The sequence below is a fragment of the Streptomyces sp. NPDC090077 genome (assembly GCF_044747545.1).
Lineage (GTDB): Bacteria > Actinomycetota > Actinomycetes > Streptomycetales > Streptomycetaceae > Streptomyces.
Genome location: NZ_JBIVEG010000022.1, coordinates 105,696 through 118,574, shown reverse-complemented (window position 1 = coordinate 118,574; position 12,879 = coordinate 105,696). Strand labels below are relative to the sequence as shown.

The 12,879-nt window shown below is 70.6% G+C and carries 11 protein-coding genes and 1 riboswitch; of the genes, 3 read left to right on the top strand and 8 right to left on the bottom strand.

What is annotated here, in order from left to right; genetic code table 11:
- Nucleotides 1-295: 295 nt before the first annotated feature.
- The 8 genes from ACIPW5_RS29380 to ACIPW5_RS29345 all read right to left on the bottom strand — a co-directional run bounded on the left by ACIPW5_RS29380 (nt 296) and on the right by ACIPW5_RS29345 (nt 9,427).
- On the bottom strand, nt 296-1,330 hold the full coding sequence (locus ACIPW5_RS29380; protein ID WP_401251133.1) for an ABC transporter ATP-binding protein: 1,035 nt from the start codon (nt 1,328-1,330) through the stop codon (nt 296-298).
- A gap of 5 nt (nt 1,331-1,335) precedes the next feature.
- Nucleotides 1,336-2,397 carry an ABC transporter ATP-binding protein gene (locus tag ACIPW5_RS29375; protein WP_401251148.1) on the bottom strand — a complete coding sequence of 354 codons (1,062 nt, stop codon included), beginning with the start codon at nt 2,395-2,397 and terminating at the stop codon, nt 1,336-1,338.
- Between the two features lie 29 nt (nt 2,398-2,426).
- On the bottom strand, nt 2,427-3,428 hold the full coding sequence (locus tag ACIPW5_RS29370) for an ABC transporter permease (protein WP_401251130.1): 1,002 nt from the start codon (nt 3,426-3,428) through the stop codon (nt 2,427-2,429).
- A gap of 209 nt (nt 3,429-3,637) precedes the next feature.
- A complete protein-coding gene (locus ACIPW5_RS29365; RefSeq protein WP_401251145.1) occupies nt 3,638-5,347 on the bottom strand; it encodes an ABC transporter substrate-binding protein in 1,710 nt (569 codons plus the stop codon).
- A 94-nt stretch (nt 5,348-5,441) separates the two neighbouring features.
- Entirely contained in the window at nt 5,442-6,434 is a 993-nt protein-coding gene (locus ACIPW5_RS29360) for an ABC transporter permease (RefSeq protein WP_401251127.1), read from the bottom strand.
- Nucleotides 6,435-7,055: 621 nt separating this feature from the next.
- Nucleotides 7,056-7,796 (bottom strand): enhanced serine sensitivity protein SseB C-terminal domain-containing protein, encoded by a 741-nt coding sequence (locus tag ACIPW5_RS29355; RefSeq protein WP_401251124.1) that lies wholly within the window; start codon nt 7,794-7,796, stop codon nt 7,056-7,058.
- 62 nt (nt 7,797-7,858) lie between these two features.
- Nucleotides 7,859-8,599: an enhanced serine sensitivity protein SseB gene (locus ACIPW5_RS29350; RefSeq protein WP_401251121.1), complete on the bottom strand. Its 741-nt coding sequence runs from the start codon at nt 8,597-8,599 to the stop codon at nt 7,859-7,861.
- Between the two features lie 168 nt (nt 8,600-8,767).
- The gene (locus ACIPW5_RS29345) at nt 8,768-9,427 is read right to left on the bottom strand and encodes an AAA family ATPase (RefSeq protein ID WP_401251142.1); all 660 of its coding nucleotides are present in this window, start codon (nt 9,425-9,427) and stop codon (nt 8,768-8,770) included.
- Between the two features lie 208 nt (nt 9,428-9,635).
- Nucleotides 9,636-9,739, top strand: a riboswitch (glycine riboswitch).
- Nucleotides 9,740-9,919: 180 nt separating this feature from the next.
- Here ACIPW5_RS29345 and gcvT point away from each other — a divergent pair.
- The 3 genes from gcvT (at nt 9,920) to glyA (ending at nt 12,772) form a co-directional block, all read left to right on the top strand.
- Complete coding sequence (gcvT, locus tag ACIPW5_RS29340) at nt 9,920-11,035, top strand: glycine cleavage system aminomethyltransferase GcvT (protein WP_401251119.1); 1,116 nt, start codon at nt 9,920-9,922, stop codon at nt 11,033-11,035.
- 79 nt (nt 11,036-11,114) lie between these two features.
- A complete protein-coding gene (gene gcvH, locus ACIPW5_RS29335) occupies nt 11,115-11,498 on the top strand; it encodes a glycine cleavage system protein GcvH (RefSeq protein WP_401251117.1) in 384 nt (127 codons plus the stop codon).
- Nucleotides 11,499-11,515: 17 nt separating this feature from the next.
- Nucleotides 11,516-12,772, top strand: a complete 1,257-nt coding sequence (glyA, locus tag ACIPW5_RS29330; protein ID WP_401251114.1) for a serine hydroxymethyltransferase — start codon at nt 11,516-11,518, stop codon at nt 12,770-12,772.
- Nucleotides 12,773-12,879: the final 107 nt, after the last annotated feature.

Genomic DNA, 12,879 nt, shown 5'->3' with positions numbered 1-12,879 from the left:
CCCGTTCCCTGGGGCTCCGCCCCAGACCCCGCGCCTCAAACGCCGGCGAGGCTGAAATCAGCCCCGCCGGCGTTTGAGGCGCGGGCGCGGTAGCGCCGTAGGGGTCCGGGCGCAGCCCGGGGAACGGTGGAAGGGCGGGTAGGGGACCCGCACCGCGCAGCGGCCGACCACCCGCAGACGACGTACCGGCCCCGGACACGCGAACCGGCCCCGCCCCGCATCCGCCGGACGGAGTCCGGCGCAGCGGCGCGAAGCCGGTGAGGCGCCCCCGGCGCCGAGCCGCGCGAGCGGCGCGTCAGGAAGGAGCGTTCTCCGGGTGGTGGCAGGCCGTCTGGTGGCCCGGCTTGATCGTCAGCAGCGGCGGATCCTGCTTCGCGCAGAGCTCCGTCGCCTTCCAGCACCGCGTGTGGAAGCGGCAGCCGGCCGGCGGGGAGATCGGCGAGGGGACGTCGCCCTTGAGCAGGATGCGCCCGCTCTTGGCCCCGCGCCGCCGCGGGTCCGGGACCGGCACCGCGGACAGCAGGGCGTTCGTGTACGGGTGCATCGGGGACTCGTACAGCGACTTGCGGTCCGCCAGCTCCACGATCTTGCCGAGGTACATCACCGCGATGCGGTCGGAGACGTGCCGGATGACCGACAGGTCGTGCGCGATGATCACGTACGTCAGGCCCAGCTCCTGCTGGAGGTCGTCCAGCAGGTTCACCACCTGCGCCTGGATCGACACGTCCAGCGCCGACACCGGCTCGTCCGCGACGACCAGCTTCGGCTTCAGGGCCAGGGCGCGCGCGATGCCGATGCGCTGGCGCTGGCCGCCGGAGAACTCGTGCGGGTAGCGGTTGTAGTGCTCCGGGTTCAGGCCGACGAGCGAGAGGAGGCGCTGGACCTCCTTCTTGACCCCGCCCTCGGGCGTGACGCCCTGGAGCTTGAAGGGGGCCGAGACGATCGCGCCGACCGTGTGCCGCGGGTTCAGCGAGCCGTACGGGTCCTGGAAGATCATCTGCACGTCGCGGCGCAGCGGGCGCATGCCGGCCACGCCGAGGTGGGTGATGTCCTTGCCCTCGAACTCGATGCGCCCGGCGCTCGGCTCCAGCAGGCGCGTGATGAGACGGCCCATCGTCGACTTGCCGCAGCCGGACTCGCCGACGACGCCGAGGGTCTCACCCCGCCGGACGTCGAAGTCGATCCCGTCGACGGCCTTGACGGCCGCGGTCTGGCGGCTCAGCAGCCCCTTCTTGATGGGGAAGTGCTTGACCAGGCCGGTGACCTTCAGCAGCGGTTCCGCCTCGGCGACGGCCGTGGCCGAGTCCTGGGCGGCGGTGTCCTTCTTCATGTCGGTCACAGCTTCGGCGCAATCTCTTCGGTCCAGATCCGGGTCCGCTCCTCCTGCGACATGTGGCAGGCGGACCAGTGCCGGCTGTCGTCCTGGGTCAGCTCGGGCCGCTGGGTGCGGGTGATGCCCCCCTTGGGCACGTCGGCGTAGGGGCACCGGGGGTTGAACGCGCAGCCGCTCGGGATGTTGATGAGGCTGGGCGGCGAGCCCTTGACCGGGATCAGGCGCTCGGTCTGGTCGCGGTCGATGCGCGGCATGGAGCCGAGCAGTCCCCAGGTGTAGGGGTGGCGGGGCTCGTAGAAGACCTTCTCGGCGGTGCCGCGCTCGACGCAGCGGCCGCCGTACATCACGAGGATCTCGTCGGCCATCTCGGCGACCACGCCGAGGTCGTGCGTGATCATGATGACCGCGGAGCCGAACTCCTTCTGCAGGTCGCGGATCAGGTCGAGGATCTGCGCCTGGACGGTGACGTCGAGGGCGGTGGTCGGCTCGTCCGCGATGAGCAGTTCGGGGTTGTTGACCAGCGCCATCGCGATCATCGCGCGTTGGCGCATGCCGCCGGAGAACTCGTGGGGGTACGCGTCCACGCGCCGGTGGGGCTCCGGGATGCCGACGCGGTCGAGCATCTCGACGGCGCGGGCGCGGGCCTTCTTCTTGTCGACGTCGTGGTGGGTCCGGTACGCCTCGACGATCTGCTTGCCGACCGAGTAGTACGGGTGCATCGCGGACAGCGGGTCCTGGAAGACCATCGCCATCTTGCGGCCGCGCAGCCGGCGCACGTGGTCGGCGTCGGCGCTGACCAGGTCCTCGCCGTCGAGGATCACCTTGCCGGAGATGTCCGGGCGGCTGCGGGCGTTGCCGGTGCGGTGCAGGCCCATGATGGCCAGCGAGGTCACCGACTTGCCGGAGCCGGACTCGCCCACGATGCCGAGGGTCTTGCCGCGCTCCAGGTCGAAGGTGAGGCCGTCCACGGACTTGACCAGGCCGTCGTCGGTCGGGAAGTGGACCTTGAGGTCGCGTACGGAGAGGAAGGGGGCCGCGTCGGGCGCGCCGCCCTGCTCGGGCACGAAGGCCGGCTGGTCGGAATCGTTCTTGGTCACGTCAGCCTCACGCGCGGGTCGATGACGACGTACAGCAGGTCCACGATCAGGTTGGCGAGGACCACGAAGAGGGCGGCGAGCAGGGTGACGCCCATGATCACGGGAAGGTCGCCGGCGCTGATGGCGGCCACGGCCGCCGTGCCGAGGCCCTGGAAGTTGAAGGTGGTCTCGGTGAGCACCGCGCCGCCGAGGAGGCCGCCGAGGTCCAGGCCGAACATGGTGACGACCGGGGTGAGGGTGGAGCGCAGGGCGTGCTTGCGGATGACCACGGACTCTTTGAGGCCCTTGGCGCGGGCGGTGCGGATGTAGTCCTCGCCGAGGACCTCCAGCATGGTCGCCCGGGTGATGCGGGCGTAGGTGGCGGCGAAGAGGAAGGCCAGGGTGATCCAGGGCAGGATCATGCTGTTGAGCCAGGCCGCCGGATCCTCGGTCAGGGGTTGGTAGTTGGAGACGTCGAGCCAGCCGAGGCTGTAGACGAGGATCGCCGGGGCCACCATGCCCGTGAAGAAGATCGGCAGGGAGACGCCTGCGAGCGCGCCGACCATGACGGTGCGGTCGATGGCGGTGCGGCGTTTGAGTGCGGAGACCACGCCCGTGGCCACACCGGCGATCACCCAGATCACGGCCGCCCCGAGGGCGAGCGAGAGGGTGACCGGGATCCGGTCCATCATGGTCTCCCAGACGGGCGCCTCGGTCTTGAAGGAGTAGCCGAAGCAGGGGGCCGCACAGTGGGTGATCTCGGTGCCGCCGTCGTAGTCGCGGCCGGCGAAGATGCCCTTGACGAAGAGCAGGTACTGCTCGGAGATGGGCTTGTCGAAGCCCATCTTCACGCGGATGCCCGCCAGGGCGGTCTCGTTGGTCTCCCGGCCTGCGTACATGAGCGCGGGATCGCTGCCGGTCAGCTTCGGGACCGCGAAGAAGATGCCGAAGGTGACCACGGAGACCACCAGCAGCGTGGCGGCGACGTTGAACAGCCGCCGTATGAGGTAGACGAGCACTGCAGTCGGCCGCCCGGGGCTGGTGGCCGCCGCCCCTCGTGGGGGCGGCGGCCAGCGCCTGCGGCCTTCACCTGCCCTTCGGACTAGCGCATGTGCGGTGAAGGCACTTACTTACGTGCTGAGTTGCGGTTGCGGGCCCGGCGGTCGGCCGGGCTGCAGGGGCCGCCCGGCGCATCACCGGGCGGCCCGCTGGTTCTGCTGCTGTGCGACTACTGCTTGATGCCCACGGTGGCGAGGTCGATCTTGCCGAAGGACTCGTTGAAGAAGACGTTCGTCAGGCGCGGGTTGTGGTAGACGAGCGCCTTGTCGAAGTTGATCGGCAGGTAGAGCGCCTTGTCCATGACCTTCTTGTTGATCGTCCCGTAGAACGGAGCAGCAGCCTCCGGGGTGGCGGCAGCAGCGGCCTGGTCGAACAGGCCGTTGATCTCGCTGTCGTTGACCTCGGTGTAGTTGTTGTTGCCGTTCGGCAGGATGAACGATCCGTCGACCAGCGGCTGCAGGAAGCCCGCGCCGGAGTTGTAGTCGGCGCCCCAGCCCATGACGATGATGCCGTAGCCCTTCTTCTTCACGTTCTCGGGCGAACCGATCGTGGAGGAGGAGAGCTTGCCGTCGAACTGGTCGATGGTCGCCTTGATGCCGACCTTGGCGAGCGAGGCCTGCAGGGACTCGGCCGTCTTCACCTCGGGGGCGCGGTTGTTGCGCACCGCGATGACGGTCTCGAAGCCGTCGGGCTTGCCACAGGCCTTGAGGGCCTCCTTGGCCTTGGCCTCCTGCGGCTTGCCCTTCGTCAGGCCGAAGGGGTCGTAGCTCTTGTCCGAGCCGGGGACACCGGCCGGCAGCATGTTCGCGCCGAGGTCACCGCTGGTCGGGCCGCCACGGGCGGTCTGCAGGGACTTCGGGTCGGCCGCGTAGATGACGGCCTTGCGGCACTCGATGTTGTCGAACGGCGCGACCGTCTGCGGGAAGGCGAAGTAGCGGATGTAGCCCGTGAACGGGTTGTCCGCGTTGGCCTTGAGCTTCTCGTCCTTGAGGATCTTGTTCTTCGCGGCCTGCTGGACACCGGTGCCGTCGACGGCCATGTCGATGTCGCCCGAGAGCAGGCGCTGGTCCATGTCGTCCGGGTTGGTGGTGACCGTGAAGGAGACCTTGTCCGGCAGACCCTTGCGGATCGGGTCCGTCTTCGGGTCCCAGTTCTCGTTGCGGACGAAGGTCGCGCCCTTGCCGGCGGTGAAGCTCTCGACCTTGTACGGGCCGGTGGACATCGGCTTGTTGGTGTACGTGGCGCCGGTGTCCTTGCCCGCCGGGACCGGCGAGGAGGACGGCATGGCCAGCAGGTAGCTGAAGTCGGAGTTCGCGCTCGCCAGGTTGAAGACGATCGTCTTGTCGTCCGGCGTCTCGACCGTCTTCAGACCCATCTTGTTCGGGTCGGTGTCCTTGTACGGGCCGGGGTACTTCTGGCCCTGGTCGAGGAGGTCGATCAGGTAGGTCGGACCGCCGGACAGCACGTCCTGCGCGAAGACGCGCTCGACGCCGTACTTGATGTCCTTCGAGGTGATCGGCGTGCCGTCCTCGAACTTCACCCCGTCCTTGAGCTTCAGGGTGTAGGTCTTGCCGTCGTTGCTGATGACCGGCAGGGCCTCGGCGAGGTCGGGGACGACCTTCGTGCCGTCCTTGCCCGGCTTGGCGTCGTAGGCCAGCAGGCTGCGCACGTAGAGGCGCTGCATGTTCCAGACGAAGCCGTAGTAGGCGCGCGCCGGGTCGAGGTAGTCGACGTCCTGCGGGGACCAGAGCTTGAGCTCGCCGCCCTTGGCGTCCGAGGGGTTGATCACGGCGGTGGCGGCACCGCTGTAGCCCTTGCCGCTGTCGCCGTCGGCCTTGTCGTCCTTCTTGGCCGCGTTGTCACCGCACGCGGCGGTCATCGAGAGGGCGGCGATCACGGCGGTGATCGCGAGAGCCTGCTTTCTGCGGGTCACGGTTGTCCAACCTCCATAGGTGGTGAATCGAAGAAGCGGTTCAGCTGCCCTTGGGGTCGAGTGCGTCACGCAGCCCGTCCCCGAAGAGGTTGAACGCCAGGACGGTGATGAAGATCGTCATACCGGGAACCACCATGTACATGGGGTCGTCCTGGTAGATGGGGACGGCGTCGGAGAGCATCTTTCCCCAGGAAGCGGTGGGCGGCTTGACGCCGGCGCCCAGGAAGCTGAGGGCCGCTTCGGTCAGGATGTTGGTCGGGATGATCAGCGTCGCGTAGACGAGGATCGGCGCGACCAGGTTCGGCAGCAGTTCCTTCAGGAGGATGTAGCCGCGGCCGGCTCCGAGGCTGCGCGCGGCCTCGACGTACTCGCGCTCCCGCAGGGAGATCGTCTGTCCCCGGACGATGCGGCCGATGTACGGCCAGCCGAAGAAGCCGATGACCAGGATGAGCACGCCCATCCGGACGCCCGAACCCTCGAAGCCCCAGACGGAGTTGGGGACCACGGAGACCAGGGCGATGGTGAACAGCAGCTGCGGGAAGGCCAGCAGCAGGTCCATCAGGCGGCTGATGACCCCGTCCACCCAGCCGCCGAGGAACCCGGCGAGGGCGCCCAGGAGGCTGCCGAGGACGACCGAGACGAAGGCCGCCAGGAAGGCGACGACCAGCGAGATGCGGGCGCCGTAGACGATCCGGCTGAACACGTCGCGCCCGTTGGTCGGTTCGACGCCCAGCAGGAAGTCGGAGCTGATGCCGCCGAAGGAGCCGAGCGGTGTGCCCAGGTCCGGATCGATCATGTCCTCGTGGAACTCGTTGGGGTCGTGGCCCAGCAGGTTCACGATCAGCGGCGCGAAGACCGCCACCAGGATCAGGAGGATCACGATCACGCCGCCGGTCAGCGCGACCTTGTCGCGCTTGAGCCGCATCCAGGCGATGCGGCCGGGCGAGCGGCCTTCGATGGCCTTGGCAGGGACTTCGGCTACGGACACGGGTGCGGGTGATTCCGCGTCCGTGTCGTGCAGTGGTGCCGTCATCGTGGTGGGGACCCCTCTCGGCCGACGGGTGGTCGGCCCATGCCCGCCGCTGTGGCGGCGTTGGTGCGGAGTGGCGCTCCCGTGCTCGGGGCACGTGAACGCGTACGAGGTGCGAGGTGCTGGCAGTGCTGGCAGTGCGGCCGTGCTGTGGGTGGAGCAGGGTGCGGTGCGTGCGGTGCGGTGCAGCTGAAGTGCGGGAAGTGCGGAAGCGCCACGTCGGGACGAGCGGCGGAGTCCACGTGCCGAACCGGGTCCTGGAGGACTGACCGGCTCTTGGGTGGGGAGTCTTCATTGGGCGCTCGACCAGCCGCCAGACCCGCAGATGAATGGATGCGCAACCGTGATCTGAGGCCGGGGTTCCCGTTATCCGGACTCCGTTCACGGCTCAGCGGAGCAAGACCGTCCGTTCGGTACGCAAACGGACATCACGCCCAACTGTAGGGAGGAGCACGCCAATTGGGCGCCCACCTACGGCGAAATCCGGACAAGACGAAGGCCGCCGGGAACCGTGGTTCCCGGCGGCCTGGTGTCCGTCGGACGGGGTCGTCCCAGAGTGCGGGCGCACCCCGGAAATCCCTGTAGGGAGCTCGGGGAAAGCGTCTCCCCACCCCCCTGAGGAGGTCAGTAGGCGGCGGCCTGCCCCTCGCGGTCGTAGAAGGGACGGGTCTGCGAACGCAGCCACATCGCCACCGGATCGTGCTCGTCCGCGAGCGCGACCGTGCACACCGGGACCCCCTCGGGCACGACGCCGACCGACTGGCGCATCATCTCCCGCACGGACTCCAGCGCGGGCGCCGAGGCGTCGTACAGGTCGAGTCCCACCGCGAGGTACGCGGACCCGAGCGAGGGCTGCACCCAGGCGCGGCGCAGCGACCGCACGGCCGGCGTGCGGTGCGCGTGCTGGGTCAGCAGCCCGTAGAACTGCGGGAGCTCCAGGGCCGGCTCGGACAGCCGCAGCGGGCCCGCCGGCATCCGGTCCAGGCCGGTGGCGACCCGGCGCAGGTCGGCCCAGGGGATGCCGAGGCCGCCGCCCTGGGCGTGCGGGTTGACCCACAGGCCCCAGCGGTCCGGGTAGAGGGCGCGGGCGATGTCCCGGCCCGTGACCACCTCGTAGCCGCGGTTCCAGCCGCTCGCGGCCAGTTCCTGCGGCGAGGTCACGCAGGGGGCGTAGCCCAGCCCCTCGACCTCCATGCCGCCGTACTGGGCGTCCGGTGAGCCCGGCTGCCCCTGCCACAGGAGCATCCACAGCCTGCCCTCGGCGAGGGCGTGCAGGAATGACTCATAGCTCTCATAGCGCCCGGGAGTCACCTGGCGCAGCATGTGCTCGACCTGCCCGGCCGCGGCCGTGCCTGACGCACTCACCCGGTACCCCTCTTCGTCTTCGTCCGCCCGTCGTCCACACGTCCCGACCAGCTTAAGCGGCGCTACGGGAGGTAGAAGGGGCGTACGCGCTCACGAATCCACTCCGTGACCGGGTCCTCGGCGGCGTCCAGCAGGATCAACTGCACCGGCCAGGGCGCCGGTACGCGGCCCAGGGCGCGGCCGAGCGCCTCCAGCGGGGCGCTGCGGGATTCGGGATCCCATCCCACCAGGCGGACTCCGATGTAGAGCTGGGGCTCGCCGCCCTCGACGCTGGCCAGGCAGCGGTGGGCGGAGGCGACGGCTCCGGTGGCCCGGAACTCCTCGGCGGCGACGGCGAGGAAGTCGACCGGGTCGTCCTGCCAGTCGGGCTCGAAGAGCCGGACGCGGCCGCCGGTGGCCGGGCCGTCGAGCTCGCTGCGCCCGGCCCGGCACAGCTCCGCTACGGCGGCCGGCGGCAGCGGGACCCCGACGGCCCCCTCGGGGTTCACGGCGATGCCGAGCTGCGGGGGCAGGCCACGGGCGAACTCGACGGCGGGGGCCACCGCGAAGTCCATGGCGGGGCCGGCCGCGAAGCGGAACTGGGCCTCGGAGCTGTAGACGGGGACGTACGCCGCGCCGTCGATCAGCATCGTGGGGAGGTCGAGGGAGGTGCTGTCGGGGCCGCCGCCGGCCGGCAGCGGGATCCAGACCTGGCTGCGGCCGAGCGCCTCGATGATCCGCGGGCCGGCGTCCGCCCGGCCGAGCGCCGCCCCGAGCACCTGCTCCAACTCGTTCGCCGGCCAGCCGTTGCCTTGCGCCTGCATCTGCCCGTGCCTCCGTGTGGGTCCGCCTTGTGTGGCCCCGAGGCTATCGGGGCCGGGGCCGGTGGGTCGGGTGCGGGGGGCTGCGCCGCTGCGCGGGGCGAGGTCCCCTGCCCTCCCCCGGACCCCGTTGCGCTCGAACGCCGCGCGGGCCGGAATCCGGGGGCGGAGTCAGCTCCCGAACGTGATCCGGGTGACGGCGGCAGCCGAAGGGCGGTCCAGGAGGGTGACCGAGGCGCAGCCGCGGGGGGCGCGGCCGGCCTCCGCGCCGCGCAGCAGCCGGGACACCGCCCCCCGGTGCCGGGCGAAGGCGTACGCCGACACCCGCCGGCCCCGGACCGCCTGCCCGGACAGGGCCTCCTCGGGGGTGGTGTCCAGCAGCAGCAGGTGCAGCGCCCGCCCGCGCCGCCGGGCGACGGCGGCCAGCAGGCCCCGGACCCACGGCTGGGTGCCGCAGTCGTGGACCACCACAGAGGCGCCGGAGCGCAGCTCGCGCCAGAGCCCCCCGTAGTGGGCGGCGCGCACCAGCGGCCGGTACACCGCGTACGGCAGGCGGGACGGCATGCGGCGCTCCCAGCGCTCCCGGGTGTCCTGCGAGTCGATGCCGGCTTCGGCGGCCCGCTTGATCAGGGTGCTCTTGCCGCCGCCGGGCAGCCCGGAGACCACCACGATGTCCCCGGCGGCGTAGCCCAGCCGGTGCGGCCGCGCGGGCTGTCCGCGCAGGTCGCGGACCGGTCCGCCGCCCGCCGCGGGCCGGGCGGTGCTCCGCGCCGCCGGGACCGCCCCGACGGCGCCTGTCGTCGTAGCCACTCCGAGTCTCCGCACAGTGATCGTCTCCCCCGAATCGGGCCGCGAGGGCCCCATGCCCACTGAATGTAAAGAGACGGTAATCCGACGGCCCCGGTTGCGGCCGGGCATTCCACAGCGCGGACGGCCGGCCCCGTCCGGACCGCAGGTTCTTCCGGGCCCCTCTGCCCTCTCCCGGCCGTCCCGTGCAATGATGTGCGCCATCTGGACACCAAACTGCATACCGGCCGCTTGAATCCGCGCGGGAGAGTCCCGGCAGGCCGTGAGGCCGTGCCCGGGCGCCGAAGGAGCAAGTACCTCCCTTGAATCTCTCAGGCCCCGTACCGCGTGGATGAGGCAGATCTGAAAAGCGAGCCCCGCCGCGTCCGTCCCCGACGGACGTCCGGCGCGTGCTCCACCCAAGGTGCAAGTCGGCGTTCCCCCTCCGGGAACTCTCGGCGAACCTCTCAGGTTCCGATGACAGATGGGGAGGAACCTCCTCGTCATGTCATGCCCTGGGACCCGGGAGCCACACCCATGAGCACTGCCCCCCGCCTGACCGCGCTCGACGCGCTGCACCGCTCGCTCGGTGCGACCATGACCGACTTCGCGGGCTGGGACATGCCGCTGCGCTACGCCAGTGAGCGCGACGAGCACAACGCCGTGCGCACCAAGGCCGGCCTGTTCGACCTGTCCCACATGGGCGAGATCACGCTGACCGGCCCGGAGGCCGTGAAGGCGCTGGACTACGCCCTCGTCGGGAACATCTCCACCGTCGGCGTCGGCCGCGCCCGCTACACGCACATCTGTCAGGAGGACGGCGGGATCCTGGACGACCTGATCGTCTACCGCCTCGGCGAGACCGAGTACATGGTCGTCGCCAACGCCTCCAACGCCCAGGTCGTGCTGGACGCGCTCACCGCGCGCGCCTCCGGCTTCGACACCGAGGTCCGCGACGACCGTGACGCGTACGCGCTGATCGCCGTCCAGGGCCCGGAGTCCCCCGGCATCCTGAAGTCGCTCACGGACGCCGACCTGGACGGTCTGAAGTACTACGCGGGCCTGCCGGGCACCGTCGCGGGCGTGCCCGCGCTGATCGCCCGTACCGGCTACACCGGCGAGGACGGCTTCGAGCTGTTCGTCTCCCCCGAGCACGCCGTGCAGCTGTGGCAGGCGCTGACCGAGGCGGGCGCGGGCGCCGGTCTGGTGCCGGCCGGCCTGTCCTGCCGCGACACGCTGCGCCTGGAGGCGGGCATGCCGCTGTACGGGCACGAGCTGACCACCGCCCTCACTCCCTTCGACGCCGGGCTGGGCCGGGTCGTGAAGTTCGAGAAGGAGGGCGACTTCGTCGGCCGCGCCGCCCTGGAGGCCGCCGCCGAGGTCGCGGCCACCAAGCCGCCGCGCAAGCTGGTCGGCCTGATCGCCGAGGGCCGCCGCGTCCCGCGCGCCGGCTTCCCGGTCGTCGCCGGCGGCGAGGTCATCGGCGAGGTCACCTCGGGCGCCCCGTCCCCGACGCTGGGCAAGCCGATCGCGATGGCGTACGTCGACGCGGAGCACGCCGCGCCCGGCACCTCCGGCGTCGGCGTGGACATTCGCGGTACGCATGAGCCGTACGAGGTCGTGGCCCTGCCCTTCTACAAGCGGCAGAAGTAACCCTCGTACCGGGCTCCCCCGTCTCAGTACGCAAGACCACCATTCGTATCCACCTCCCCGCATCCAGGAGAATCAGGTCATGAGCAACCCCCAGCAGCTGCGTTACACCAAGGAGCACGAGTGGCTGTCGGACGCCGTGGACGGCGTCGCGACGGTCGGCATCACGGAGTTCGCGGCCACCGCGCTCGGTGACGTCGTCTACGCCCAGCTCCCCGAGGTCGGCGAGACCGTCACCGAGGGCGAGACCTGTGGCGAGCTGGAGTCGACCAAGTCGGTCAGCGACCTGTACTCCCCCGTCTCCGGTGAGATCACCGAGTTCAACCAGGACGTCGTGGACGACCCGTCGCTGGTGAACTCCGCCCCGTTCGAGGGTGGCTGGCTGTTCAAGGTGCGCCTGTCGGAGGAGCCGAAGGACGCGCTCTCCGCCGACGAGTACGCCGCGCTCACCCACTCCGACAACTGACACCCCAGGGGCCCTGAATGTCCGTTCTGAACACCCCCCTCCACGAGCTCGACCCCGACGTCGCCGCCGCCGTCGACGCGGAGCTCGTACGCCAGCAGTCGACCCTGGAAATGATCGCGTCGGAGAACTTCGCTCCGGTCGCCGTCATGGAGGCCCAGGGCTCGGTCCTGACCAACAAGTACGCCGAGGGCTACCCGGGCCGCCGCTACTACGGCGGCTGCGAGCACGTCGACGTGGTCGAGCAGATCGCGATCGACCGCATCAAGGCGCTGTTCGGTGCCGAGGCCGCGAACGTCCAGCCGCACTCCGGTGCGCAGGCGAACGCCGCCGCGATGTTCGCGCTGCTGAAGCCGGGCGACACGATCATGGGCCTGAACCTGGCCCACGGCGGTCACCTGACCCACGGCATGAAGATCAACTTCTCCGGCAAGCTCTACAACGTGGTCCCGTACCACGTCGGCGAGGACGGCCAGGTCGACATGGCCGAGGTCGAGCGCCTCGCCAAGGAGTCCAAGCCGCAGCTGATCGTCGCCGGCTGGTCCGCCTACCCGCGCCAGCTGGACTTCGCCGCGTTCCGCCGGATCGCGGACGAGGTCGGCGCGTACCTGATGGTCGACATGGCCCACTTCGCGGGCCTGGTCGCCGCGGGCCTGCACCCGAACCCGGTGCCGCACGCCCACGTCGTCACCACCACCACGCACAAGACCCTCGGCGGTCCGCGCGGCGGTGTGATCCTGTCGACGCAGGAGCTGGCCAAGAAGATCAACTCCGCGGTCTTCCCCGGCCAGCAGGGCGGCCCGCTGGAGCACGTGATCGCGGCCAAGGCCGTCTCCTTCAAGGTCGCGGCCTCGCCGGAGTTCAAGGAGCGCCAGGAGCGCACCCTGGAGGGCGCGAAGATCCTCGCCGCCCGCCTGGTCCAGGACGACGTCAAGGCCGTGGGCGTGGACGTGCTCACCGGCGGCACGGACGTGCACCTGGTCCTGGTCGACCTGCGCAACTCCGAGCTGGACGGCCAGCAGGCCGAGGACCGCCTCCACGAGGTCGGGATCACGGTCAACCGCAACGCCATCCCGAACGACCCGCGGCCCCCGATGGTCACCTCGGGTCTGCGGATCGGCACGCCGGCCCTCGCGACCCGCGGCTTCGACGCCGAGGCGTTCACCGAGGTCGCCGAGATCATCGCGCAGGCGCTGAAGCCGAGCTACGACGCCGCCGACCTCAAGGCGCGCGTCTCGGCCCTGGCCGGGAAGTTCCCGCTGTACCCGTCGCTCTAGGCGCGGACCGGGGGCCCGGCCTTGTTTCCCACAAGGCCGGGCCCTTTTCATGACCGCCCGCACCCGTACGGGCACTCCCCGGCGCCCCGCACCCCCCTGACGGGGCC

Excerpts from the sequence above, each read along its gene's own strand:
- ACIPW5_RS29380 (WP_401251133.1), bottom strand. The coding sequence starts at position 1,330 with ATGAAGAAGGACACCGCCGCCCAGGACTCGGCCACGGCCGTCGCCGAG.
- ACIPW5_RS29365 (WP_401251145.1), bottom strand. The coding sequence starts at position 5,347 with ATGACCGCCGCGTGCGGTGACAACGCGGCCAAGAAGGACGACAAGGCC.
- ACIPW5_RS29360 (WP_401251127.1), bottom strand. The coding sequence starts at position 6,434 with ATGACGGCACCACTGCACGACACGGACGCGGAATCACCCGCACCCGTG.
- ACIPW5_RS29350 (WP_401251121.1), bottom strand. The coding sequence starts at position 8,599 with ATGCAGGCGCAAGGCAACGGCTGGCCGGCGAACGAGTTGGAGCAGGTG.
- gcvT (WP_401251119.1), top strand. The coding sequence starts at position 9,920 with ATGAGCACTGCCCCCCGCCTGACCGCGCTCGACGCGCTGCACCGCTCG.
- gcvH (WP_401251117.1), top strand. The coding sequence starts at position 11,115 with ATGAGCAACCCCCAGCAGCTGCGTTACACCAAGGAGCACGAGTGGCTG.
- glyA (WP_401251114.1), top strand. The coding sequence starts at position 11,516 with ATGTCCGTTCTGAACACCCCCCTCCACGAGCTCGACCCCGACGTCGCC.